Annotated in this window: 22 protein-coding genes and 1 tRNA gene; 4 read left to right on the top strand and 19 right to left on the bottom strand. The window is 55.2% G+C overall.

Going from position 1 to position 26,215, the window contains the following annotated elements:
• Positions 1-15: 15 nt before the first annotated feature.
• Positions 16-2,742, bottom strand: a complete 2,727-nt coding sequence (locus ACK8P7_RS01970; RefSeq protein WP_410042540.1) for a YfhO family protein — start codon at positions 2,740-2,742, stop codon at positions 16-18.
• A 90-nt stretch (positions 2,743-2,832) separates the two neighbouring features.
• On the bottom strand, positions 2,833-3,267 hold the full coding sequence (locus tag ACK8P7_RS01965; RefSeq protein WP_410042539.1) for a GtrA family protein: 435 nt from the start codon (positions 3,265-3,267) through the stop codon (positions 2,833-2,835).
• Between the two features lie 252 nt (positions 3,268-3,519).
• Between ACK8P7_RS01965 and ACK8P7_RS01960 the strand changes: the two genes are divergently transcribed.
• Entirely contained in the window at positions 3,520-3,738 is a 219-nt protein-coding gene (locus ACK8P7_RS01960) for a hypothetical protein (RefSeq protein ID WP_410042538.1), read from the top strand.
• Positions 3,739-3,760: 22 nt separating this feature from the next.
• Here ACK8P7_RS01960 and rlmH read toward each other — a convergent pair whose 3' ends face one another.
• The 6 genes from rlmH to ACK8P7_RS01930 form a co-directional block, all read right to left on the bottom strand.
• Positions 3,761-4,240: a 23S rRNA (pseudouridine(1915)-N(3))-methyltransferase RlmH gene (gene rlmH / locus ACK8P7_RS01955; RefSeq protein ID WP_410042537.1), complete on the bottom strand. Its 480-nt coding sequence runs from the start codon at positions 4,238-4,240 to the stop codon at positions 3,761-3,763.
• An 86-nt stretch (positions 4,241-4,326) separates the two neighbouring features.
• Entirely contained in the window at positions 4,327-4,923 is a 597-nt protein-coding gene (locus tag ACK8P7_RS01950) for a cell wall-binding protein (protein ID WP_410042536.1), read from the bottom strand.
• Positions 4,924-4,942: 19 nt separating this feature from the next.
• Positions 4,943-7,582, bottom strand: a complete 2,640-nt coding sequence (locus ACK8P7_RS01945) for a valine--tRNA ligase (RefSeq protein ID WP_410042535.1) — start codon at positions 7,580-7,582, stop codon at positions 4,943-4,945.
• A gap of 96 nt (positions 7,583-7,678) precedes the next feature.
• A complete protein-coding gene (locus ACK8P7_RS01940) occupies positions 7,679-8,473 on the bottom strand; it encodes a hypothetical protein (protein ID WP_410042534.1) in 795 nt (264 codons plus the stop codon).
• Between the two features lie 14 nt (positions 8,474-8,487).
• On the bottom strand, positions 8,488-9,696 hold the full coding sequence (locus ACK8P7_RS01935; RefSeq protein ID WP_410042533.1) for a DUF5716 family protein: 1,209 nt from the start codon (positions 9,694-9,696) through the stop codon (positions 8,488-8,490).
• A 37-nt stretch (positions 9,697-9,733) separates the two neighbouring features.
• Positions 9,734-12,403, bottom strand: coding sequence for a DUF5717 family protein (locus ACK8P7_RS01930; RefSeq protein ID WP_410042532.1), 2,670 nt, complete (start codon positions 12,401-12,403; stop codon positions 9,734-9,736).
• Positions 12,404-12,529: 126 nt separating this feature from the next.
• Here ACK8P7_RS01930 and ACK8P7_RS01925 point away from each other — a divergent pair, with 126 nt between their 5' ends.
• Entirely contained in the window at positions 12,530-13,048 is a 519-nt protein-coding gene (locus ACK8P7_RS01925; RefSeq protein WP_410042531.1) for a DUF4364 family protein, read from the top strand.
• A 78-nt stretch (positions 13,049-13,126) separates the two neighbouring features.
• On the opposite strand, the gene ACK8P7_RS01920 is transcribed toward ACK8P7_RS01925, so the two are convergent.
• From ACK8P7_RS01920 to ACK8P7_RS01895, 6 genes are all read right to left on the bottom strand, one after another.
• On the bottom strand, positions 13,127-14,470 hold the full coding sequence (locus ACK8P7_RS01920) for an aminotransferase (protein WP_410042530.1): 1,344 nt from the start codon (positions 14,468-14,470) through the stop codon (positions 13,127-13,129).
• Between the two features lie 211 nt (positions 14,471-14,681).
• Positions 14,682-15,314: a tetratricopeptide repeat protein gene (locus ACK8P7_RS01915; RefSeq protein WP_410042529.1), complete on the bottom strand. Its 633-nt coding sequence runs from the start codon at positions 15,312-15,314 to the stop codon at positions 14,682-14,684.
• Positions 15,315-15,330: 16 nt separating this feature from the next.
• Complete coding sequence (locus ACK8P7_RS01910; RefSeq protein WP_410042603.1) at positions 15,331-15,768, bottom strand: dUTP diphosphatase; 438 nt, start codon at positions 15,766-15,768, stop codon at positions 15,331-15,333.
• 75 nt (positions 15,769-15,843) lie between these two features.
• Complete coding sequence (scpB, locus tag ACK8P7_RS01905) at positions 15,844-16,659, bottom strand: SMC-Scp complex subunit ScpB (protein ID WP_410042528.1); 816 nt, start codon at positions 16,657-16,659, stop codon at positions 15,844-15,846.
• Positions 16,659-17,465 carry a segregation and condensation protein A gene (locus tag ACK8P7_RS01900; RefSeq protein WP_410042527.1) on the bottom strand — a complete coding sequence of 269 codons (807 nt, stop codon included), beginning with the start codon at positions 17,463-17,465 and terminating at the stop codon, positions 16,659-16,661. The genes scpB and ACK8P7_RS01900 overlap by 1 nt, the downstream gene beginning before the upstream one ends.
• Entirely contained in the window at positions 17,450-18,334 is an 885-nt protein-coding gene (locus tag ACK8P7_RS01895; protein WP_410042526.1) for a metallophosphoesterase, read from the bottom strand. The genes ACK8P7_RS01900 and ACK8P7_RS01895 overlap by 16 nt, the downstream gene beginning before the upstream one ends.
• A gap of 265 nt (positions 18,335-18,599) precedes the next feature.
• On the opposite strand from ACK8P7_RS01895, the gene ACK8P7_RS01890 reads away from it, so the two are divergent.
• Positions 18,600-18,857 carry a helix-turn-helix domain-containing protein gene (locus ACK8P7_RS01890; protein ID WP_410042525.1) on the top strand — a complete coding sequence of 86 codons (258 nt, stop codon included), beginning with the start codon at positions 18,600-18,602 and terminating at the stop codon, positions 18,855-18,857.
• A 104-nt stretch (positions 18,858-18,961) separates the two neighbouring features.
• Here ACK8P7_RS01890 and ftsH read toward each other — a convergent pair whose 3' ends face one another.
• The 5 genes from ftsH to ACK8P7_RS01865 all read right to left on the bottom strand — a co-directional run bounded on the left by ftsH (position 18,962) and on the right by ACK8P7_RS01865 (position 25,154).
• The gene (gene ftsH, locus ACK8P7_RS01885; protein WP_410042524.1) at positions 18,962-20,890 is read right to left on the bottom strand and encodes an ATP-dependent zinc metalloprotease FtsH; all 1,929 of its coding nucleotides are present in this window, start codon (positions 20,888-20,890) and stop codon (positions 18,962-18,964) included.
• Between the two features lie 215 nt (positions 20,891-21,105).
• Positions 21,106-22,395, bottom strand: a complete 1,290-nt coding sequence (locus ACK8P7_RS01880) for a DUF1015 domain-containing protein (protein WP_410042523.1) — start codon at positions 22,393-22,395, stop codon at positions 21,106-21,108.
• A gap of 40 nt (positions 22,396-22,435) precedes the next feature.
• On the bottom strand, positions 22,436-23,605 hold the full coding sequence (locus tag ACK8P7_RS01875; protein ID WP_410042522.1) for a phosphoglycerate dehydrogenase: 1,170 nt from the start codon (positions 23,603-23,605) through the stop codon (positions 22,436-22,438).
• A 110-nt stretch (positions 23,606-23,715) separates the two neighbouring features.
• Positions 23,716-24,798, bottom strand: a complete 1,083-nt coding sequence (gene serC / locus ACK8P7_RS01870) for a 3-phosphoserine/phosphohydroxythreonine transaminase (RefSeq protein ID WP_410042521.1) — start codon at positions 24,796-24,798, stop codon at positions 23,716-23,718.
• 283 nt (positions 24,799-25,081) lie between these two features.
• Positions 25,082-25,154: transfer RNA gene (locus ACK8P7_RS01865), tRNA-Arg, on the bottom strand.
• Between the two features lie 184 nt (positions 25,155-25,338).
• Here ACK8P7_RS01865 and ACK8P7_RS01860 point away from each other — a divergent pair.
• On the top strand, positions 25,339-26,196 hold the full coding sequence (locus ACK8P7_RS01860) for a MurR/RpiR family transcriptional regulator (RefSeq protein WP_410042520.1): 858 nt from the start codon (positions 25,339-25,341) through the stop codon (positions 26,194-26,196).
• Positions 26,197-26,215 lie beyond the last annotated feature (19 nt).

The raw sequence follows: 26,215 nt of genomic DNA, 5'->3' as shown, positions 1-26,215 counted from the left end.
GACGTTTCCCGTCCTTTATTCTTCATGAATTGCGATGATCTCGAGATCCGCATCGTCTTCGTTTCCGTTCGTATCCTCTGCCAATGCTTCCGGCGTCGCATCGTCACCATCCGCAGGCGCCGCTGTATTCAGGTCATCCTCCGCCTGAAGTTCCTCCTCGAACACAGCTGCTTCGTCGTCCTCTACGACCGCATGTTCCGTGGTCGCAGACGGATCAGCATCTTCATCCTCCTGCGTCAGCTCCTCATATTCCCGGAGCCCGTCGCTCAGCAGTCCGAAGCGCCGTGTGATCAGCCAGATCGCCAGCAGCATCACGAGGCTGAGCACCGTGATGAGGCCGCCGAGGACGAGGCCCTGCGGCATGAAGCGCAGCTCGATCGTATGCGTGCCCGGCGTGAGCTCTACCCCGAGGAAGGTATCCTTCACCTCGGTGATGTCGGTCTCCACACCGTCCACGAAGATCTTCCAGCCCGGATCATACGGGATGCTCGTCATCATGACGCCACCCTTCTCCGTCGTGATCGTCCCGGAAAGCTTCGTATCCTTCCAGCTCGTGAGCTCCAGGCTCTCGTCCTGCAGCACATCCTGCAGCGCGCGCAGCGCGTTGTAATCGAAACGATATACATCCGCCGACACGCTCTGCCCCTCGGTCTTACTGTGCAGGGTCACGGTATCGCCAGCCTCAAGATAGCCGAGCTCCAGAAGATACCCGCGGTCGACATTGTTGAAGCTCTTCTCGGTGTAGCCGTAATTCGCGCTTACCTGCTTCACCGCCGCGTTGTTCACGTAGGCATAGTACTCCCCTGCCTGATCAGCCGTGAAGCTGTAGTCCGCGTCATAGAACTCACCCAGCACACTGTCCATGACCGGTGCACAGTCGAGGGCCTCGCACAGACTGTTCTGCGCCAGTGCCGGCGTGCCGGCATGGGTATCCCAGGCATCCAGCGCCGACCCAGGCAGCATATAGCCGAGCGGCAGTGCGAACTCTGTCTGGTAGATACTGGTCATACCGGAGCTCGCGATATAGCTCAGTCCCATCTCTCCCAGTGCCTGCGGTTCCTCGGAGTAGATGTCGTATTTCACAGACATCAGCATATTCATGAGCGGCGTGGAGCCGGTGATCGAGTAGGCGTTCGTCGAGGACTCCATGCCCATACGCTTGAAGAAATCCGAGCAGTGAGCGTACGCCGTCGATGAAAAGAGCGATACACTCGGGAAGTTCATCCAGGCACCGTCGTCCTTCGTCTTCCGCGTGATCTTCTCGAAGCGGTAGAAGCCGTCATCCTCTGCACGAACGGCCTGCACGAGCTTTTCGACATCCTGATTGTCACTGACATACGCCGTACGTGAGGTCGTCGTCACCGAGGTCACGGCCATGTTGAGGGTTGCCTCCACGGAAACGACCACCAGCATCGCGATGGCCGTCCAGCGATGTGTCCTCTTCGTGCGTGTCCGCTCGGTATAGAGGAAGCCGTAGTACAGAAGCACGAACAGACCGCTCAGATAGAACACACTGAAGTGGATCGCATCATCCGTCACGACCTTCTGCGTGACGAGGAGAAACGCGATGGCCATCCCGAAGGAAGCATTGACCTCCCTCGCAGAGGAGGCTGCCCGATCGAGCCAGGCCTCGTAGCAGAGCACGAGGATAAGGAAAATATATATGAAACTCTGGCGACATGGAAGTGAATTCGGGTAATGGAAGCCATGCCAGATGAAATTCAGGATGTTGACGCTGAAGCTCAGATAGAAGAAAACGAGCAGGAGGCCGTTTACGATCTTCTCCCGAAGCCCGATTTTCCGGTTCATGAAGTACAGCGGCAGCAGCAGGAACACGAGTGCGCCGGCGTAGATGTTCGGCCAGTGATCGAGGCCCTGCTCCGTCTCAACGAATGGCATATGCCGCGCGAACATATCGATGATCGTGAAGTACTGCGTTGCGGTCTGCGGGAAGTTCACGTCACTCGACGCCGTCATCTGCAGCGCATAGATCTCCGGCAGCAGTGTCACCGCTGCCAGTCCGCCCGCGATCAGAGAGTAGATCCCGAAGCGCAGGACACGAAGTCCCACGACACGTGCATCTCCGATCCCCTCGAGAACATTGAGACAGATGAAGTAGATGACCATGAAGATGCAGGTCATGATGGAAATATAGTAATTCGAAAGAATCGAGAGTCCCAGTGCGATCACATAAAGCATCGCGCTCTCCCCCCGCACGAGACGTTCGAACCCCAGCATGATCAGTGGAAACAGGATGATGCAGTCGAGCCACATGAGATTCCAGCTGTACGCAGAGATATAGCCGGACAGCGCATACAGAATCGCGATGAAGCTGCAGCCGAGTGTCTGCTGCGGAAAGCGGCGACGCAGGTACCAGCACATCGCAACACCTGCGAGCCCGATCTTCACGACGATCATATAGGTCATGAACTCGAGGATCAGTCCCTTCGGGCAGAGGAGCAGCAGCCAGTTCAGCGGGCTCGCGAGATAGTAGGCGTAGAGCGCGCTGAAATTGATGCCGAGACCGACATCCCAGCTGTACAGCAGTGAACCGCCATGATGGAGCTTATACTGAAACTCCGAGAAAAACGGCGCATACTGATGATACATATCGGTACGCAGAAAGGTTTCCTGTCCGAACGGAAAGATCCCCCGGAAAATAAAAATCAGAATCATCGCCACGACCGGGACGACAAACGCGATCAGGCAGGCTCTCCTGCCCTGCTTACTGTGCTTTTCCATCTTACAGCTCCTTTATGCATGTCTTTTTCCGGCGCCATGCAGACCTCAATATCCTCATATCCACAGTATGAACGAACAGGCTTCCGGCCATCACGGCGCTTCATCCTTCGCCTTCCCAAACACGAGAAACTTACTGAAAATATAATTCAGCACCGTCACGACCACCTGCACCAGCAGCTTCGCCAGCTTGTCATTCATGCCGAGCAGTGTCACCGTCACAAACATGATCAGCATATCGAGCAGCAGTGTGCCCACACGTGACATGTAAAAGCGGGCCGCCTCCGCACGCATCTTCGTACTGTGACTCTCAAACACGAATTTCCGGCTCATAAAATACGCGAAGGTCACCGCCGCGACCCAGGACAGAATATTCGCCAGCTGCAGCAGCAGCGGATTCCCCGGATCCAGCACCGTCAGCACGAGCCCATAGTAGACCCCGAGACTCACCACGGTCGTCAGCACCCCGACGATCAGGTAGTGCACGATTTCCTTGTAACGCGCATATAAACTCTGAAGCAGGTTCATAATAATCTCCTTTATGATCATCAACAGGGTAGAGTATACATAAATCCCCCATTCTTCGCAAGAAGACGGCATCACGGCTTCGGCAGGCAGGGGCCACGGCTTAGAGTTCACCGATCTCGGAGTACTGTGACTCCGTTGCCGCCCCTCCGGGTCCCCAGCCTAAACTGTCACCACCATCACAACGAAATGCAATTAAATTGTGTGAAACTGACTTTTCGAAAAGGAATTTTTGATATAAACTATATGTAAATTATGGTTAACTGCAAATGCGCACCGCCCCGAAGGCGTGCGTCTCATTCGCTGGAAAGGACGAATGGAGAAGAATTTGAAAAGAAGGAGGACCTAGATATTCATTACCTCGAGCAGGCTGAAAACATCCTCTATATGGAGCTCTCCATCATCTTCGACGTGCCGAAGGACGAAGTTCCAAAGCTTATCCACCAGACGCTCGTACAGGAAAATGCCATTTAAAAAGGACCCTCATGGGTCCTTTTTATTTATGATATGGCTCGTGCGCATTGATCTTAAACGCACGGTACACCTGCTCGAGCAGGATCACCCGCATCAGCTGGTGCGGAAAGGTCATGCGGCTGAAGCTGAGCTTTCTGTCCGCACGCTTCAGCACGGCCGGACTAAGTCCCAGTGAACCGCCGATGATGAAGCTGATGTCCGAGCGTCCGCGCAGCATCAGCTCCTGCACCCGCTCCGCCAGCTGCTCGGAGCTCAGCATATCCCCCTCGATGGCGAGCGCGACCACATAGCTCCGATCACTGATCTTCGCGAGGATACGCTCCCCCTCGGTCTCCTTGATCCGGGCCTCCACCGTCTCCGGCGCATGCTCCGGTGTCTTCTCATCCGCAACCTCGATGATGCTGAGATCACAGTATGCAGACAGCCGCTTCGCATACTCCTGGATCGCATCCCGGAGGTACTTCTCCTTCACCTTTCCCACAACAATCAGATTAATCTTCATATATCCTGCCTGTCCCGATACCGAAAAGGCAGGGAGCCTCGAGCGCTCCGGATTTTCGGAGCCTCATCCGCTTCCTGCCTTCATCCTTATAAATCACTTACTTCCGTTCGATTGCGTCCGTAGGTTTTCGCCATGCCTATCATCGTCTGTACGCAGTGACCGTTCGAGTCAAACTGGTACTCCTGACCGTCGATGATATAGCTCTTATAGTAGCCTGCCGTATCACTTCCATACATACCGCTCGGAATGCCGGTCGTCGGATCGCTTCCGAAGTAGTAGTACTGCATACTTCCGTTCGTCGCCCGGATCTGTGCCCAGCCGCTGATGACCTTTCCGGCATCCGGGTTGTTCCGGGCCATGTTATCATACTGTGCGAAGAACCAGCGGCCGCTCGCATCCTGGAACCAGCCCTCGACCATATCGCCCTGCTCGTCGAAATAGTAGAAGCTCGCACCGATCTGTACCCACTTATGGGCGTAGGTCCACTGTGTGCTGGACGGTGTCAGATACAGAAGACGCCAGCTCGTCCCGGTATTCTCCCAGGCGAACTTGCTCTTCTGTGTCGCAGCTACCTCCTGAAGCTCGACCGCGCTTGCAGGGTGCTCGGCCGCCATAGCTGCCACTGGCGCAGTCATCGAAAGGGCCAGTGCCAGAGCGACACCCACTATATGTGTACGTTTCATGATCTGTTTCCTCCCACGTTTACTTTCTGAGGGCAGCGAGACGCTCGGTCACCTGCTGAAGAAGCTGAGTATTCCGCTGAAGCTTTTCACGCTCCTCCTCTACCTTTTCTGCCGGTGCCTTCGAAGTGAAGCGCTCGTTGTTCAGCATACCGGTGGAACGACGGATCTCTGCTTCCCACTTCTGCTTCTCCTTCTCGAGACGCTCAATCTCCTTTGCGATGTCAACGAGATCCGCAAACGGGATATGGATCACCGCATCCGGAATCGCTACCGTTACGGCATCGTCTGCGATGCCTGTTTTATCACTCTGAATTATAACATCCGATGCATAGGCGAGGGTAGCGAAGAATACCTTACTATGTTCGAACGTTTTTCTTACGCGCTCGTTCTCGGTCACAACGTAGGTCATCGCCTTTCTGGACGGTGCAACGTTCATATTCGTACGAACATTACGGATCGAACGTACGGCTTCCTTGATGGTCTCGATCTCCGCCTCATCCTCCTGGAAGTTCAGTGTCTCACTGAACTCCGGCCACGACTGACACATCAGCGGTGTCTCCGGGTTCTCGAGGGTATCGAAGATCTCCTCGGTGATGAACGGGCAGAACGGATGCAGAAGCTTCAGCGACGTGATCAGCACATGCTTCAGTGTCCAGAGAGCGGCTGCCTTCGTCTCATCCTCTTCGTTCCAGAGACGTGGCTTCACCATCTCGATGTACCAGTCACAGAACTCCTCCCAGATGAAGTTCTGTACCTTATCGAGGGCGATTCCGAGGTCAAAGGCTTCCAGATTACGGGTCACATCGGCAGCGAGGCTGTTCACCTTGCTGAGGATCCACTTATCCGCCATGGTCAGGTTCGCCGGCATCGTCTCCGGAAGATCTGCCTTATCGAGGTTCATCATGATAAAGCGGGACGCATTCCATACCTTATTCATGAAGTTTCTGGAGGCCTCGACTCTCGACCAGTAGAAACGCATGTCGTTACCCGGTGCATTACCGGTGAGGAGGGTCATACGAAGGGCGTCGGCGCCATACTTCCGGATGACCTCGAGCGGATCGATACCGTTGCCGAGCGACTTACTCATCTTCCGTCCCTGATCATCACGTACGAGTCCGTGGATCAGGACCTTATGGAACGGAACCTTACCGGTCTGCTCGAGCCCAGAGAATACCATACGAACTACCCAGAAGAAGATGATATCGTAGCCGGTCACGAGTACATCCGTCGGATAGAAGTATCTGTACTCCGGGGTATCCTCCGGCCAGCCAAGGGTCTCAAATGGCCAGAGTGCACTGGAGAACCAGGTATCGAGGGTGTCCTCATCCTGTCGGAAGTGATGTCCACCGCACTTCGGGCAGCTCTCCGGTGCCTCGGTCCCGACCACCATCTCACCGCAGTCCTCACAGTAGTAAGCCGGGATACGGTGTCCCCACCAGAGCTGACGGGAGATACACCAGTCCTTGATATTCTCAAGCCAGTGAAGATAGGTCTTACTGTAGTTCTCCGGAACGAACTGGAGCTCGCCGGTCTCGATGGCCTTGATCGCCGGCTTCGCCATCTCCTCCATACGTACGAACCACTGCGGCTTGATCATCGGCTCGACCGTGGTACCACAGCGGTCGTGGGTACCGACATTATGCTTCGTCGGAACGACCTTCACCAGCAGACCGAGATCGGTCAGATCCTGTACCATGGCCTTTCGTGCCTCATAACGGTCCATGCCATCATACTTCGATCCCGGGCAGTGGATGGTCGCATCATCGTTCAGGATCGTGATCTCCGGCAGATTGTGACGCTTGCCGACCTCGAAGTCGTTCGGGTCGTGTGCCGGTGTGATCTTTACAGCACCGGTTCCGAAGGTCATATCCGCATGCTCATCACCGACGATCGGGATCTCACGATCCGTAAGCGGAAGCTTCACCATCTTGCCGATCATGTCCTTATAGCGCGGATCCTCCGGATTGACGGCGACGGCGGTATCACCGAGCAGAGTCTCCGGACGGGTGGTTGCGATCTCGATCTGACCAGAACCATCCGCCAGCGGATAGAGGATATGCCAGAAGTGACCTTCCTGCTCCTCGTGGTTTACCTCTGCATCACTGAGGGAAGTGTGGCAGACCGGACACCAGTTGATGATTCTGGAGCCCTTATAGATATAGCCCTTCTTATACAGATTGATGAAGGTAGTCTGAACGGCGTGTGTGCAGCCCTCGTCCATGGTAAAACGAAGTCTGTCCCAGTCGGCGCTGGAGCCGATCTTGTGGAGCTGGTTGACGATTCTGGACTCGTACTCCTCCTTCCACTTCCAGGCCTCCTTCAGGAAGCCCTCACGACCGAGCGCATGCTTATCGATGCCTCTCTCCTTCAGCTGATTGGTGACCTTCACCTCCGTTGCGATCGCCGCATGATCACTGCCCGGCTGCCACAGTGCTTCATAGCCCTGCATACGCTTCCAGCGGATCAGGGAATCCTGCAGTGTGTTATCGAGGGCATGGCCCATGTGCAGCTGACCGGTAACGTTTGGTGGCGGCATCATGATGGTAAACGGCTTCTTGTTCGGGTTGACCTCCGCATGGAAATAGTGGCCCTTCAGCCACATGTCATAGATGCGGTCCTCAACCTCCTCCGGGTTGTACTGCTTTGCAAGTTCTTTCATAATCATTTCCTTCTTCTATCTATATTCTGAGATGGGTGATGGTGTTCCGGTCGTCTGCACTACCTGATCTTCCGCAGGGCGGAGACGCCACTTCTTTTATACCTTCTCGCGGTATTCCTTTTTCCACTTAACCAGCCAGAGCTTCGCTTCCTTCCGGAATTCGCTGCGATCCCGCTGGTAGACGTCGTCGATCTGGCGGACATGCTCGGAATCCTCTGCCTGTGTCAGTACATTATCATACTGAAGCTCCCAATCTGCAAGCATTTCCGTATCGATATGGTCGATATACTTTTCGATCGTCTTGACGGACGGTTCGAGCTTCGAGATGAAGTAGAGCTTACGCAGCGGTTCCATCGCCGCGGTCTCGACGAAGACCTGCTCGAAGATATCCGATGCACGGCGGAACTGCATGACCGTCACGCAGGCACTGCCGAGCTTCATCTTGACGAGCATGCTGTCCTGATAGTGCAGCGACTCGGTATAGGCCTCGATCGCCCGGCCATAGCGGCCCATGTGAAAGTATGCATCGCCGAGCAGATCATAGAACTGGTCACGATCGATGTGACGAAGACGCCTGTACTCGGTCTCGAAGTAACTGATCTCCTGCTGCGTGTAGTAGTTGCTCTCACGGAGAATCATGAGCAGCAGACGTTCCTGGAGCTCTCCACCTTCACCGGAGCCCATGTACTGCTCGAGCTTCGCGGCGAGGATACCCATGTGCAGCTCATCACGGATCCAGCCACTCAGCTTCCGGTCCACGAGATCGGTCGGCAGCATGATCGGATAGTGGTAGATCACATAGGAAAGCTCCTGGATCGACCAGAGATTGATATCCAGTTTTTCATAGTAGAACGGGTGCTGTGCACACCTTGTACATAGTAATAAGCCCATATTTCCCGCCTTATTTAAACCTTGTCCGCGAGGTCGATCTCCTCGGTGATTTCCTGTCCGCTGGATGGGAAGAGGTCACCGAAGCCGAGATCCTGTACGGTGACGCGGAGGGTCTCCGCATCCACAAACTCCGTCGACATGCGTATCCTCGTCGTACGGTTCTCCCGCTTCGGGAAGAGGTCGAGCATCATGCGAAGACGGATCGGACGACGTGGATGGGCGAGGGAGGTGACCTGAAAATCGATGTAGTCCTGGTCGTCCTCGATCAGCTCATAGGAGGTTCTCGAGTCCATCCAGTTCGTACCGGCCTTGACGATCGGCAGATTTTCTTCCTTCTCGTTGATCACGACACGTGCAGAGATATCCGCACGCACGCGTGTATCGCAGAGAATCGTGTACTCCTCGCTCTTTCCCTCATCGATGTTCCGGGCATGAATCTCTGCACCGATACAGAAGAGTCCCGGCTCGATCAGCACACGGCGACGATTGCAGATGAAATTCATGAAGTTCGTCGCGAAATTCGTATCCCGGAAGCCGCGCCCGCAGAGAAAGACCGCAGAGTAGGCGTCCTTCCCCAGTGTCCGCTCCGCAACGGTCGTCAGTATCCGGTCGGCGATCTTCCCGCCGGAGGTCGTCTTCAGGATATCGAGGTTGAAGGCCTCCGTTTCTGCCTCCGAACCAAGCAGCGCGAAGCGACGGGTTCCGCGGGATACATGCATCTCATAGTAGCAGAGACACTGATTATTTAATTCAAACATGCCCACCTTACGATTGTAAAGGCTGGAATCCTGGTGCAGCACGAAATGCGCGAAGCTTTCCGTATGGCTGATGATGTGCAGGTTCTCCTCCCGGACACCGGTCCGGAGGATGGCCTCCTGCAGCTTCTCCACCATGTCGCGGCTTGCCTTTCGGATCGTGACGACGACGATGTCTCCGCTTCGATCCTCCTCGCTCGGATCCTCCTCTGTCCGGAGGAGCTCCTGAAAGTAATGATAGACGATATCGATCGCCGTATACTTCACGCGCGAGATGGTGGCCGTCCCGTTTTTTTCGAGCAGGCTGACCAGTTTATCGACGATCACACCATAGCCGGCGAGGGTTTCCTTATAGGCCTCCTCTCCGACCGTCCAGCGATCGTCCTTTTTATGTTTGGCGATGACTGTCGGCAGCGGTTTCGTTACCGTCTCATCATTGATACAGACATTCGTATAGTCATCGTCCAATGAAATTCCTATATATCGACTCACAGAACTGCTCTCCTTACTCCACACTCTTCGCTTCCGTCATCTCCTTCGTGAAAAGGGCCTCGATGACGGCTTCATTCCGAACATAACGGTGCATGGCCTCGTATAACTCCTGATCCTGGTCCTTTCCGATCAGTCCAGACATCTCGCTCAGAATATCGTAGGTGTCCCCCTTCAGGCGCACGGTACCGTCCCAGGCGATGCTGCCACTGGTCGCCGGCACCTGGTCCTTCGTAGATTCATAGATCTGGTACTCTGCGCGCTCTCCGGCAAACAGTGTCACCGGACGCACATAGATATTCTGATAGATTCTCACGATCTCTTCCTCCTCGAAATCCCCCTGATCCGGGAGGATACGGAGATACAGAGACGGGCGGATATCCTTATGACCATGGTACTCGATATAGTACCGGTCCATCACGCTGTCCGGAATCCGCACGAAACGGTACAGCGTTCTCGTATATGCAAAAATCAGCTTCTTCCGGATCAGATAGTCCATCGTATCCTGAAGCACGAGCTTTTCTTCTCCGTTCAGATCCTTCTGCTCGGACATGTGCTTCGACATCGCCAGCAGATAGATCACCGGGACACGCTCCTTATAGCGCTCATCCCGCACGATGCCATAGATATCCGAGAACACCTTCTCCCGGATCACCCGACCATCGATGAAGTAATCCACCGCGCGCTTCGTGATATAGGCACGCAGCAGCACATTTTCCGCATCCGGGAAGCTCCGGTAGAGCTCGAATACATCGTCGAGCCCCTGCTCGGTCCGGCTGAACAGCATCTGCGCCAGCAGACGTTCCGCCATCTCCCGCTGCCCGTCCGCCTTCAGCTTCTGTCCACGCAGCAGAATCGCCAGCATATCCCCGGACAGACCGTTGTAGTACTCCATCAGATAACGCAGGATCGTCCTATCCTTCGTGCCGAGCGTAAACAGATCGTAGCCGAGATCCATGAGCTCCGCTGAACGCGTATGACGCTCCGAGGCGACAAGGCTTCGTACCAGCTTCTCGAGGTACGGACGATCCAGATCACGCTCACCGCTCGACAGCATCCGGCGATAGGCTTCCTCAAACATATTCTGTCGGATCAGTATCTGAAGCAGCATCTTCTGCTCACTGTGGTCGAGCTCCTGCTGAGGAATCTCCGCAAGGAACTGCTTCTCCTCCTCACTAAGCTCCGTGGCCGAGTCCCGCAGCTTATCAAGATATCTCAGAATCACATTCAGAAGATAGGCGCGGTATGGTCCGGCGAGTGGCATCTCGTGTATCACTGATTCGAGAAGCTGCAGCTCCTCCGCACTCTGGATACCATTTCGTGCGATGCGCCGTGCCCGGGCAAGCTTCAGCATCGGCTGCTCCGGCACCACCTGGAAGCAGCGCTTCTCGAGCTCCGGCTTCTCCATGATCCGGGTCTTCTCATAGCTGATATCCGTGTAACGGTCTCCGTACGCATCCTGGAACAGCAGCACACTGTTCTCGAAGAACAGCGGAATATACGCACTCCCCTCCTTCAGCGGATAGAGCTCCTCCCGCTGAAGCTCCAGGTAGCGCACGACGACATAGCGCATCCGCGGGTCGCTGGTCGACACGCGATAGGCGCGAAGAATCGCCGGCAGTACCGTACCGATCCGTTCGTCCACCATATCCACGAGGACCATACGCTCATACAGCACACTCAGACGCTGGTCGAAGGCCGACTTCAGCAGCTGGTCGATCGTGAACTTCTGGATCTTCTTCTCGAAGCGCTGATAGATATCCTCCTCCGCGCCGAAGTTCATCACGACGTTATAGAACAGCGGCAGCTTCATGTTCTCCGGGATATCGTACTCATAGGCGAAGTAGAGATAGACCTCGCGTGGCAGACGCCCCTGGTAGCCCTTCGGCATCGCATACATATAGTACTCGTACAGCCGGGTGATCTGTGACTGCATCTCGATCGCCCGCTGATAGATCCGAAACGCCAGCTCCGTCGTCGCACCTGCACGTATACAGCAGCCGGCCGCCTCCTCGATGAGCTCCGCGTCCTCCAGCGCTTCCACCGGTACGTCTGCTCTGTTCAATGTCTCCTTCGTGCACCCACTCTCTGCACGAGGCATCCGTGTCGTCGTCTCCTGCTTCGGATACCGGATGGCATACAGAAAGGCCTCGAGTGCATGTACCCTGTCCGGCCCCTTCCGGAGGCCATCATAGAGCGCACGAAAACGTGCATCGTTCATAAACGGTGCACGGACGAAATCATCATATTCAAATACACGGAGAGCCGCGCCCCCGTTTGTCTGATACAGCTTTACAAAGTCTTCCGGCGTACGTAAGCCCGGAATCACCTCGGCCGATGCGTAGGAACGAACCTCGAAGGCAAACGGAATCCGTGTTTCTCCACCGTTTGATACGATGCACAGTCCCCCCTCGATATGATCGCCATCCTCCAGCGCACGTGCGTCGACGAGCGCACTGATGCGGGTACGCAGTCCGAGAAAGGTATTCTTCTGAATCGTCACATATGGACTGTCCGAGTAGATCAGGCCCTTCAGAAGGATGCCATTCTCAGATGTCAGGGTCAGATCCAGTTTTAAGGTCTCGCCCGCGCAGACCATGCCGTGGAAGGCCGTATCGCTGAGACGAAGCTCGGGGCAGGCCAGATCGACGATGCCCCTGGCCAGCTTATTTATGCGTTCTTTCATAATCAAAAATCTCCATGAACGTATATTTTAACACAGAAAAGCCATGTGTAAAAGGGTCCGTCACATTGAAATACCCCCTCTTTCCTGTTATTATAATGAAATATAGAACGATAGAAAGGGCATTTTATGATTACCGAGCCTTTAACCCTGTATAAGCTGATGATTCTCTATCTGCTGAAGTCCATCAACTACCCGCTGACGAACAATCAGCTGAGTGCTTTCTTTCTGGATTATGAGTACACGACCTACTTCACCCTGCAGCAGGCGATATCCGCACTGGAGGACGCGCACCTGATCACCGCCCATACGACGCGAAATGCGACGCGCTATGAGATCACACGGGAGGGCTCCGAGACGCTGGAGCTCTTCGGCAGCGATATCTCGTCGGGTGCGATCGAGGATATGAACAAGTTTCTGAAGGCCAACAAGATCAAGCTGCGTCAGGAGTCCTCAAACTATACAGACTATGAGCAGGATGATAACGGGAACTATATCGTGCATATGGAGGTCCGGGAGGAAAGCTCCATCCTGTTCTCTGTCGATATCAATGTTCCGGATCAGGATTTCGCCGAGCGCATGTGTGCGAAGTGGGCCGCCAACAATCAGGAGATCTACGCATATATCATGAAGCAGCTCCTGAACTGATGTACAGGGTATAATCAAATAATTCCGCCGAGGGCCGTCTCAGAATACCTCTGAGACGGCCCTCGGCGGAATTTTAATTTATGCCTGTGCCGGTGCCTCGGACTCCGGTGCATCCAGAACCTCTACGGCCTGGTGTGTCTTCTCGGAGAGAAGCTTCTCTACGGAGCAGAGCTTTACACAGAGGCAGAACAGATTCGCCGCGATCTTCAGATCATCGACTGGCGGATAGGTCGGCGCGATACGGATATTCGTATCCTCCGGATCGTGATGATACGGGAAGGTTGCGCCGGCATCGGTCAGCTTTACACCGGCCTTCTTGCAGTGGTCTACGACCGCTTTCGCACAGCCCGGCATGGTATCGAAGCTGATGAAATATCCACCGTTCGGCTTCGTCCACTCACCGATACCGAGACCCCCGAGCTCCTTCTCGAAGATGCCCTCTACGGTCTCGAACTTCGGACGGATGATATCCGCATGCTTGCGCATATGCTCGATCATGCCATGGATATCCTTGAAGAAACGCACATGACGAAGCTGATTTACCTTATCATATCCGATGGTCTGGTGCTTCATCTGGTTACGGATATCATCCAGGTTGTTCGAGCTCGTCGCCAGCGCTGCGAGGCCGGAACCCGGGAAGGTGATCTTCGAGGTCGAGGCAAACTTATAGACCATATCCGGATTACCCGCGCGCTTACACTCGGCGAGGATCTCGATGAGGTAATCCTGGTTCTTATCATAGAGGTGATGTACACCGTAAGCGTTATCCCAGTAGATACGGAAGTCACGTGCAGCCGGCTGGAGACGTGCGAACCGGCGCACGGTCTCATCGCTGTAGCTGTAGCCCTGCGGGTTGGAGTACTTCGGAACGCACCAGATGCCCTTGATGGCGTCGTCTTCCTTCACGAGCTTCTCGACGATATCCATATCCGGGCCGGTCGGTGTCATCGGGACGTTGATCATCTCGATGCCGAAATACTCGGTGATACTGAAGTGACGGTCGTAGCCTGGTACCGGACAGAGCCACTTCACCTTATCGAGCTTACACCATGGCGTGGAACCCATAACGCCGTGGGTCATCGATCTCGAAATGGAATCATACATGACATTCAGTGAAGAGTTTCCATAGATGATGATGTTGTCCGGGTTGTTCTCCATCATATCCGAGAGCAGTTCCTTCGCCTCTTCGATACCGCCGAGTACACCGTAGTTACGGCAGTCGGTACCGTCCGCACAGTACATATCACAGCCGCTGGTCAGTGCATCCATCAGGCCCATGCTGAGATCCAGCTGCTCCTTACATGGCTTACCACGGCTCATATCGAGGCTCATCTCCATCGCCTGATACTTCTCGTATTGCTTCTTCAGCTCGTGAAGCTCCTTCTCGAGCTCGTCCTTCGTCATCTTCGTGTATGATTTCATAGCGAGATCCTCCTAACGGTGTGAACACAAACAAAACAAAAAAAGTATAATCAAAAAGCCTGATGCATGCAAGCATCAGGCTGTCAAACATCGATATATGTTCTGCGTCCGTATTCGGTAAAATTACAGCAAATCCGCCCGAAAACAGCAGATACCGACACGGGAAGTGCCGACAGAGGTTTGTCACATCCGTAGTCGGACCGCGTGCTTCTCAGCCGGTCGTCGACGGGACACCGGTGCCGCCGGCAGCCGTGTTCGCCGAGAGCTCATCGATCCGGGTCCGCAGAAACGCGAGCTCGCGGGTCGCATCCGCATCCCCCGGATAGTTTTCGAGGAAGGTCTGGACCGCCTCGTAGGCCTCCGTCCACTGTGCCGTTTTCTCGAGGTACACGAGCTCATCGAACTGGTAGTCCTTATCATTCGTGAGGCCGGCGGCCTTCGCCTGGTCGAGGCTTTCGCGGGCCACGTCCATATCACCGTCATTCAGCGCCTTCGTCGCACTTTCGATGTACTGTCGCGCGTCGAGCTGTGTCTGGAACTGGAGATATACCTCCTGATCTCCATTCACCTCACGCAGGGTTTCGATGATTTTCCGGGCCGCATCATAGTCACCGAGCATGTACTCGGCTTCCGCCTTATACAGCAGGATGTCATACTGTTCGGCACCGACCCGGCCCTTGCTTCGCTCCATCGCCTCATCGAGGGTCGTGATCGCCTCTTCATATTTTCCTTTTTCCACGAGATCGATGCCCTGCAGGCGGAGCTCCTCCACCCTGTTTCCGCAGCCGGTCAGCAGCAGGGCCACGCATCCGACCCATGCGGCCGTCTTCATTGGCTTAAGCATATGCATCACCTGCACCTCAGTTCTTCCCGGTGGAGCCGAAGCCGCCACGGTCCTGGTTACCGAGGGCGTCCACCTCTTCAAATACGATGTGCGGCTGATGCTCGAGGATGCGGAACTGGCAGATCCGGTCGTTCACATGCAGCTCGGTATCGCGGGTCGCATACACCGGCATCCGGATGATGTCGTGATCACCGCAGTAGCTCTCGTCGATGATACCGAGAGAGTTCGTCTGAATCAGGCCGAAGTTCTTAAAGGTCGAGCTGCGCGGTGCGAGCAGCATCTCGTAGCCGTCCGGCACCTGTACGGAGATGCCCATGCTGATGAGGCGGAACTCGCCCTTCTGCAGGGTGACGTTCTCTGCGACACGGAGGTCGATCCAGTCGCTCTTTCCGGCGATGTACTCGAGCTTCTCGATCTCATCGGAATGATATTTGATACGCATTGTTTTTTCCATCATGCTGTCCTTCCTGTGAAGCCGCCTTCATCTGATCTGAGGCGGAGCTGTACGCTGTATACATGCGAGGTTCAATCACTGTGATCCTCCGCCGGCATCTGCCGGCGGATCGTCCCCGCTGTCTGCCGTTCCTTCTTCCGGCGCTGCCTCCTCGGCATGGCCCATGATATCCACGACCTCGTCATGGACCTCCTGCTTGATCTCTGCCTCGACCTCCGGATTCAGGTCCGGAAGCTCCTGGATGGAGCTCACGCCGAAGCGACGGAGAAACTCCTCCGTGGTCGCAAAGAGCGCCGGTCGTCCCGGTGCATTGAGGCGTCCGACCTCATACGCGAGCCCATACTCGACGAGACGGTTGACCGCATGGTCCGAGCTGACGCCACGGATACGCTCGATCTCCGCCTTCGTGACCGGCTGCTTATAGGCGATGATGGACAGGGTTTCCATCACGACGTCGGTCAGTACCGGCTTCTTCGGCTGCTTCGCCACACGGATGAGTGCCGGATAGCAGTCCGGATCCGCGGCCATCTGGTAGCGCTTCTCGAGCCGCCTGATCACCATGCCGCCCTTGCGTTCCTCATACTTGGCGATGAGCCGCTCGACCGCATCCTGCGCGATCTTCTTTCCTGCATTGAGGGCCGTCGCGATCTCATCGAGGCCGACGGAGCGTCCCATCGTAAACAGCAGCGCTTCGACGATGCGCTCCTCCTCGAGAAGATCTGCGGAGAACTCCTGATCGATTTCCTCGGCCAGCTTCTGTGTTTCCGCATCGAGTCCGACGGAGGCATTGTCCTCCTGTGCTGCTGCGGTGCCGGTATCTGCCGTGGTGGCCGGCGTCGCCGTTTCCACCGTCGTATCCTCCGCCCTCGTCTTCTGCTCTTCCTTTTCCATCAGTCAAAATCCTCCAGTCCCTTCATGTCGAGCTCGTCATCCGAGCCCTCCGGGCGTTCCACCTCTGCGATATCGAGGTCACCGAACGGCTGCTCCTGTACGGCCGTGATGCGACCCATCTTCATCAGCTCCAGGATCGCCAGAAAGCTGACGACGACCTCCATCTTATCCTTTTTCTCCGCCACCATGTGCCGGAAGGAGACGCGATGATGACCGCGGACATACTTCAGCACATCGCGGATGCGGCCTTCCAGCGAGATTTTTTCCCGCTTGATCACACCGAAGCGCGAGCGTACCTGATCGACCGACTCGTCTCTCCGCTTCATGACATCCTCGAAGATCTTCCGCATACGTTCGAGGGTCACATCCTTCAGCAGTGCATCGAGATCGATCGGCGGTACATATTTCTCAACCTCCTTCGGGATCGTCGGCGGCTTATAGAAGTAAAGCTCTGCCTGATCCTCCTGGTTTTCGAGCTGCTCTGCCATGTACTTATACTTCCGGTACTCGAGCAGACGCGCAACGAGCTCTGCACGCGGATCGACCTCCTCACCGGTCTCCTCATCCACCTCCTTCGGAAGCAGCATGCGCGACTTGATTTCGAGAAGCGTCGCCGCCATCACGAGGAAATCCGAGACGAGATCGAGATCTTCCTCCTCCATCGTCGTGATGTAGTCCATATATTCTGCCGTGATCTGCACGATCGGGATATCGAAGATATCGATCTTATCGCGCTCGATCAGATGCAGCAGCAGGTCCAGCGGACCCTCAAATTTTTCCAGTTTAAATCTTAATTCCTGTGCCATTCTTTTTCCTGTGCAGGGCCGGTGCCTTCCGGCAGCAGTGTGATCACGGAGATCTCCGGCTTATCGTTGATGCGGATGTTGATCGAGTGTGTACCGAGTCCGCGATTGATGAGCAGTATGCCCTCTCCCTCCCGGAAGATGCCGGCGCACTCCCGGACGAAAAACTGAAACTGTGGCGTCATCAGCGCGCCGATCCCTGGAATCCGGATCGTACCTCCATGGTAGTGACCGCTGAGGACCAGATCCTCTCCATGTCGCAGTGCCTCATGCCCATACATCGGCGTATGCAGCAGCATGATCGAAAACTTCGATCGGTCCGGCGTACCGACCTTCGCGCGGATCTCCTCTTCCCGAAGCGGCTTCCGCGGGTGCGTCAGCATGTTCCGGAAGTAGCTGAGATCCAGGGTCAGTCCACTGAGTTCGAGCTCATCGAGCACCACACAGTCATCATCCAGTACATGGACGCCCTTCAGCGCTTCCTCGAGTCGTGCATAGTCTGCCCGGGCCATATCCTGTATATATGTATCATATTTCGCCCCACTCGTGCAACGCACGATTCCGGCTTTCTCCCGCAACCGTGCCTCATGGTTTCCGATGGCATAGTAGGTCGGATAGCGCTTCCGGATGGCCTCCAGAAAGCGGCAGCTCACCTCGACACTGTCCTGGTGTCGATGGCCTGTCCATGGCCGGACCTTATGACAACGGATGAAGTCACCGCCGATCAGTATGAACTCCGGATGCTCTGCGTCGATCGCTTCCAGCAGGCGCTGATTATCCTTTCCGAACTCAACCTCATGAAGATCCGAGAGGAAAACGAAGCGATGCGGCCGTCGGATACGACTGGAACAGAAGCTGTATCTTTCCGGCATCAGTATACTTCTTTCGTGCTTTGATATAGTTGCAAAAATGGCTGGTATAATCAGCAGTAATAATATAATGAGCATTCTCAGCATTCTCTCCCACCCTCGTTATATATAATAAATTTAAAGAACATTATTTATCTGTTTGATATCCTCTCCTCAGCCAAATCCTATTTCTGAAAACCACGCTCGCTGGCTGTTTCAAACCGGTTCGATGTGCCTTTTATTTTCCGATACAATCCCAGGAAAAAATAAAAGAAGGACGGTATCCACCATGAGCTCCAAGCGAAAGCGTTCATATGACAAAATGATTTCCTACGCGCCTTTCTGGCGTACACTGCACAGAAAAAATCTGACACAGTATGATCTCGTCGCACATATGAGCATCTCCAGCAGCATGATGCAGCGTCTGCGTTCGGACGCACCGATTTCACTGAAATCCGTCGCCATGCTCTGCGACTATCTCGACGTCGTTCCGTCGGAGATTTTCACCTTCCTGCCAGAAGAGGTTCCTACCCTGCAGGATCTATAGAGCGTCCGGGACTCGAGGCGACGACACGACCGGCTGACGAAAGTCAGAAGACATGCATGAGAAAAGAGCTGTCTGCGGAGATCATCCAGCAGACAGCTCTGCATTTATACGCATTCGGTATCGGCCGACTCCGCCGGATGCTGGATCCGGTGCAGGATATCCATGAACTCCTTACCGGTGATGGTCTCCCGCTCGATCAGGAACGCAGCGATCTGGTCCAGTGCCTCACGGTTCTCACTGAGGATCCGCTTCGCCTCCTCATAGCAGGACTTCAGCACCTGCATCACCTCCTGGTCGACGGCTGTCGCGGTATCATCACCACAGTTCATCACTGTCCGTCCGGTATTGAGATACAGGGACTCTTGACTCTCGAGACCCATCAGTCCGAAGCGCTCCGACATACCGTACTGCGTTACCATCGCACGTGCCAGCTTCGTCGCCTTCTCGATATCGTTGGCAGCGCCGGTCGTCACCGTATCAAATACGATTTCCTCTGCTGCACGACCCGCCAGGAAGGTCACCAGCATCGCATGAAGCTCTGCCTTCGTGTTCAGATACTTCTCTTCCTCCGGCACCTGCATCACATAGCCGAGTGCACCCATGGTACGTGGTACGATGGTGATCTTCTGTACCGGCTCCGCATCCTTCTGAATCGCGGAAACCAGCGCATGTCCGACCTCATGGTAGGAAACGATACGACGCTCCTCCTGACTGAGGATACGGTCCTTCTTCTCCTTACCGACGAGCACGACCTCGACCGCCTCGAAGAGGTCCGCCTGGGATACCTTCTTACGGCCATGCTTAACTGCCGTGATGGCTGCCTCGTTCATCATGTTTGCGAGATCTGCACCGACCGCACCGGAGGTCGCCAGTGCGATCTCGTTGAAATCGACGGAATCATCCAGCTGCACATCCTGTGCATGCACCTTCAGAATATTGACACGTCCCTTGAGGTCCGGCTTCTCCACGACGATACGACGGTCGAAACGGCCCGGACGCAGCAGTGCCGGGTCGAGGATTTCCGGACGGTTCGTCGCACCCATGACCATGATCCCCTTCGAGGCATCGAAGCCATCCATCTCCGACAGCAGCTGGTTCAGGGTCTGCTCGCGCTCCTCGTTTCCACCGAAGCGGGTATCTCTCGTCTTACCGATGGCATCGATCTCATCGATGAAGATGATGCACGGTGCCGACTGCGTCGCCTGCTTAAACAGATCACGCACACGACTCGCACCGACGCCGACGAACATCTCGACGAAATCCGAACCGGACAAACTGTAGAACGGCACCTGTGCCTCACCGGCCACGGCCTTCGCAAGTAAGGTCTTGCCGGTTCCAGGAGGGCCCACCAGCAGGGCACCCTTCGGAAGCTTCGCACCGATGGCCGTATACTTCGTCGGATTATGCAGGAAGTCGACGATCTCGATCAGCGACTCCTTCGCCTCGTCTTCACCGGCCACATCCTTGAAGGTGACACCGGTCTCCTTCTGCATATACATCTTCGCGGTCGACTTGCCGACACCCATGATGCCGCCGTTTCCGTTTCCCATGCGACGCATGGTCATATTCATGACGACGAAGATCAGAACAAACGGGAGGACGATGCTGATGAGGGCCTCCATGATAAATCCGGAATTGTCTGGTTTCTTCTTATAGATGACGACCCCATGCTCGAGCATACGGTCCACGAGCTTCTGCGCGTCTGCACCGACCGGCACGACATAGTAGCGGACATCCACCTGATTCAGGTACGGACTGTATTCACCGGTGCTGTCCGACGGCATCGACGCACCCTCCTTCGGGATGATCGTGATATCACTGTCGCCCCACTCCACCTTCTCGACCTGATCACTGTCGACCATCGTCACGAACTCTGTATAGCTGATCTCCTGCGTCACGCCCGTAACAAACGCGCCACGAATCAGCGTATATACGAAAAAGGTGATGACCGCAGCGATGATCAGAATCATAAATGTCTGACCCGAATGCCGGAAGCCTCGGTCGTCGTTCCCCTGGTTGTTATTATTCTCCATCTGTTCTCCATTTCTTTCACCCGCCGGAATCCTGTCCACCGGATGGCCCGCTGCATCTTTCCTCGGAATCCTCAGCACATATCATGCGCAGAAAACTTCCATTTTTGCAGTAAACATAATTATACGGAAGCCCACCCCTAAAATCAAGATTCCCCGCATGTTCCGTTCACAAAACATAAAGACATAAAGAGGAGCCCGTGGGCCCCTCTCTCAGCTTATCGTTCGATTTCGTGAATGAAAATACCGGAGCGAAGCTTCGGCTCAAACCAGGTGGACTTCGGCGGCATCAGCAGATGATGATCCGCGACATCAAGGAGTTCCGTAATCGCCGTCGGATGCATCGCGAAGGCGACCGCCGGACCGAGCTCTTCGAGGCTGCCATCCATCGCGTGTGCATAGGTATGCTGATTCACGCGCTTCTCCAGCTCTCGAAGTCCCCGGATCCCACCGACGAACTCGATACGCTTATCGGTACGCGGATCCCCGATCCCCAGCAGCGGTCCGAGAACCGTATCCTGCAGAAGCGATACATCCAGTGCCTTGACCGGATCGATAGACCGCGCCGACAGCAGTTCCGCGCGTGCACGAAGCAGGAACCACTCACCGCCGAGGTACATGCAGATCTCGCCCTTCACCTTCGGAGAAATCGGCTGTGTCAGATGGAACACCTGATAATCCTCCTCGATGGAGAACATGAAATCCTCCGGATCCATCCCATGAAGATCCTTGACGACACGGTTGTAGTCCATGATCTTCAGCTCCTTATCCGGGAACAGCACCGACAGGAAGTAGTTAAACTCCTCCGTGCCATCATAGTCCGGATGCGCCTCCCGACGTCGGAGACCGACCTTGACCGCGCTCGCTGCGCGATGATGGCCATCCGCGATATAGGTCGCCGGCACCTTCTCGAAAAGTGCCTCCAGCGTCGCTACCCGCTCGCTGTCTGCGATTCTCCATACCCGATGAGTGACGCCATCATCCGTCACGAACGCATAGAGCGCCGTTTCCTTCTTTACCTCCTCCACGATCGCCTGGATACCGGCATGTGCACGATAGGCGAGGAAGATCGGGCCCGTCTGCGCCGAGCAGGTATCCACATGGCGGATACGATCCTGCTCCTTCTCTTCCACCGTGTTCTCATGCTTCTTACAGATCCCGTTCAGATAATCATCGATCGAGCTGAGCGCGACGATACCGGTCTGTGCCCGTCCCTCCATCGTCAGCTCATAGACGTAGTAGCATGCGCTCGTTTCACGCACGAAGGTCCCATCTGCGATCTCTGCCTGCAGCATATCCGACGCCTTCTGGTACACCTCCGGCGCATACATATCCTGCGTCTCCGGGAACTGGGTTTCCGGTCGGTCAATGTTTAAGAAGGAAAGCGGATGGCCGGCCACCGCTTCACGTGCCTCCGCACGGGAATATACATCATATGGAAGTGCTGCTACCTCCCGAACACACGCGGCATCCGGACGGATCGCTCTGAAAGGTTTAACGGTTGCCATAAACTCCTCCTTTATCTCATGATAAATCCTCGGATAGCACTTACATCACCTTTCGTACACGGAGGATGCCATCGATGAGACCGAGATTGTGGAAGCCCTCCTCGGTCAGGTGCTGGTTGATGTCCATCAGCGTATACGCATAGTCACCGCGGGACTTGTTCTGTAGACCGTCGATGTTGATGTTCGCATCGCCGAGGGCCTTCGTGATCTGTCCAAGCATGTTCGGGATGTTCCGGTGCAGGATAGCGATACGTCCGCCGCTGCTGCAGACACCCATATCGGTATCCGGGAAGTTCACGGAGTGATGGATGTTGCCGTTGTCGAGGTAATCCTGTACCTCCTCGACTGCCATCACCGCACAGTTGTCCTCGGCCTCTTCGGTAGACGCGCCGAGATGCGGCAGGACGACGGCTCCCGGCATCTCCGCCGACTTCGGATTCGGGAAGTCGGTTACGTAGGCCTTTACCTTGCCCCTGGTCAATGCTTCTGCCATGTCATCGTCATTCACCAGCACATCGCGGGCGAAATTCAGGATGCGGACACCGTCCTTCATGCGTGCGATGGCCTCCTGGTTGATCATGCCCTTCGTACTGTCGACGGCGGGTACATGGATCGTGATATAGTCACACTTATCGTAGATTTCATCGAGGATCGCCGCGTGATGCACCTTCTGAGAGAGATCCCAGGCAGACTTCACGGAGAGGTACGGATCATAGCCATAGACCTCCATCCCGAGATCGACGGCGGCATTCGCGACGAGTACGCCGATCGCACCGAGGCCGATGACGCCGAGGGTCTTGCCCTTGATCTCACAGCCGGCGAAGTTCTTTTTTGCCTTCTCGGCATCCTTCTGGATGGTCGGGACATCGGCATGCTCCCGGATCCACTGATTGCCGCCGATGATGTCACGGCTCGCCAGCATCAGACCCGCGATCACCAGCTCCTTCACGGCATTTGCATTAGCACCCGGGGTGTTGAATACGACGATGCCCTGCTCGGCACAGCGGTCGAGCGGGATGTTGTTGACGCCGGCACCGGCACGTCCGATGGCACGGAGCGTCGGCGGAAAGTCCATCGCCTTCATATCGGCGGAGCGCACCAGCACACCGGCGGCGTGGTCGATCTCGTCCACCAGGGTATAGCCCTTCCGGAAACGTCCGGTTCCGACACGGCTGATATTGTTTAAGCAGTAAATTTCACGATTCTTCATGATGTTCGTCCTTTCCGTATGGGCACCAGCGTCATGGCCGGTCCGCGTGTTCCTCCGGTATGGTACCGCATCGCCGGCAGAAGCATTCGCCGCTGCCTTCAACGCGTTTCTTATCGGTTATTCTTCTCAAATGCATCCATGAACTCGACGAGCTTAACGACGCCCTCCTGTGGCATCGCGTTATAGAGCGATGCACGCATACCGCCGACGGTACGGTGACCCTTCAGGTTCTTGAAGCCGGCTGCGGATGCCTCTGCGATGAACTTCGCATCGAGGTCAGCATCGCCGGTAATGAACGGGATATTCATGAGGGAACGATCCTTCGGCGCGACGGTGCCGCGGAACATCGTCGACTGATCGAGGTAATCATACAGGATCTTCGCCTTCTGCTCGTTCCGCTCCTTCATCACGCCGAGGCCGCCCATCTCCTTCAGCCACTTGAATACAAGGCCGCATACATAGATGTTGTAGCATGGCGGCGTGTTGTACAGAGACTTCGCATCGGCATGGGTCTTATAACGGAGCATGGTCGGGGTGCCCGGAAGCACGTCCTCACGGATGAGGTCGTCACGGATCACGACGATGGTCACACCGGCCGGACCCACGTTCTTCTGCACGCCACCCCAGAGGACACCGTACTTCGAAACATCCATCGGCTCGCTCAGGAACATGGAGGAGACGTCGGATACAAGGTCCTTGCCCTTCGTGTTCGGAAGCTCACGGATCGTGGTTCCGTAGATCGTGTTGTTCTGGCAGATGTATACATAATCTGCGTCGTCATCGATGGCGAGGTTCTGAAGATCCGGGATGTAGCTGAAGGTCTTGTCGGCTGAGCTGGCGACTACGTTCACCTTACCGTACATCTCCGCTTCCTTTGCGGCCTTCTTCGCCCACTGGCCCGTCACGATGTAATCGGCCACGCCGTGGCGCATCAGGTTCATCGGCACCATCGCAAACTGCGTGTTTCCTCCGCCCTGCAGGAACAGTACCTTATAATTCTCCGGTACCCCGAGCAGCTCTCTGAAATCTGCCTCGGCTGTATCGATGATCGCCTGAAAGTCCTTCGAGCGATGAGACATCTCCATCACGGACATCCCGCATCCATGATAATCCAGCATCTCCGCTGCCGCTGTCCGAAGAACCTCTTCCGGTAAAACTGCTGGTCCCGCACTGAAATTATAGACTCTGCTCATCGCTATCTCCTTTGAATCGTGTATTTGAAGGTTTCCCTTGATTAGGCATATGATAGCACCGTTGCACTTTATATAGTATATAAATAATTTTTATGTATCGGCTTTTGTACAATTCTCAACAGGACAGGCAGACAAAATTCTGCATCTTCCGGAAGTTTCCGGGGTCAGACCCTCTTCTGGAATGCGGTAAGAGAAGGCCAAATCCAGGCGAGGGTCTGACCCCTCGGCTCCGCGGAAGTCTCCGGGCATGAAAAAGCCCGGTGCAGATGCACCGGGCAAAAGATGTTCCTACGCGGACTCGAACCGCGACCACCGGCGTCGGAGGCCGGTACTCTATCCAGTTAAGCTATAAGAACCTATTCGGTTTTACGAACTTGTATATTATAAGGCATTGGCCCGAAAAATACAAGGAAAGAATGCGGAGGCGAGATTTTGAAAATTATTTTTGTTGAAACAAATTTCCGATAATGCTATGATAATGCCGTATGTACTACTGTGATTTTGTTTCGGTGGACTACTGCTTGAGAGGAGAAAACGAGTATGCAGGACGATTACATTACCAAAATACGCTCCGCCTATAATCAGTTTACGAAGGCGGAGAAAAAAGTAGCGGATTACATTCTGGAAAACCCGAAGAAGGTACTTTTCATGTCGATTTCCGACCTGGCCGGTGCCTGCGACGTCGGCGACACCTCCGTCTTCCGATTCTGTAAGACGATGAATGTGAAGGGCTATCAGGAGTTTAAGATGATGCTCTCGCTCAGTATGCGCGCGAGTGAGTCCCCGCTGACGGATACCGAGGATACGACCATCACCCTCGAGGATAACATCTCTGAGCTCGCGAAGAAGGTGCTGTCGGAGAATGTTTCCGCGATTCAGGAAACCTATTCCCTCATCGATGTGAAGCAGATGACGGCAGCGATGGATGCCCTCAGCAGCGCGAAGCGCATCGTCTTCTTCGGTGTCGGCACCTCGATGCTGACCGCGATGAAGGCCATGAACAAGTTCCTTCGCATCGAGCCGAAGGTCATCTGTAACATGGATGCGAACATGCAGCTGATCACCGCGTCGACGCTGACCGATCAGGATGTCGCTCTCATCTTCTCCTATTCCGGTTCGACGAAGGATACGGTCGAGATCGCCCGTTCCGCGAAGGCCGCCGGTGCGAAGACGATCGTGATCACCCGCTTTACGAAGTCCCCGCTCACCGAGTTTGCGGACATCATACTGCTCTGCGGAGCCAATGAAGGCACCCTCCAGAACGGCTCCACCTCGGCAGAGATCTCGCAGCTCTTCCTCGTGGATGTGATGTACAGCGAGTACTTCCGTCGCCACTATAAGCGCTGCAAGCCGAACTGGGACAAGACGGCCCACTCCATCGCTGATAAAAACTACTGATCTATAACCACCGAAGAAG

The sequence above is a fragment of the Oribacterium sp. P9 genome (assembly GCF_046365365.1).
Taxonomy (GTDB): Bacteria; Bacillota; Clostridia; order Lachnospirales; family Lachnospiraceae; genus Oribacterium.
This window is presented reverse-complemented; position numbering and strand designations above follow the sequence as displayed.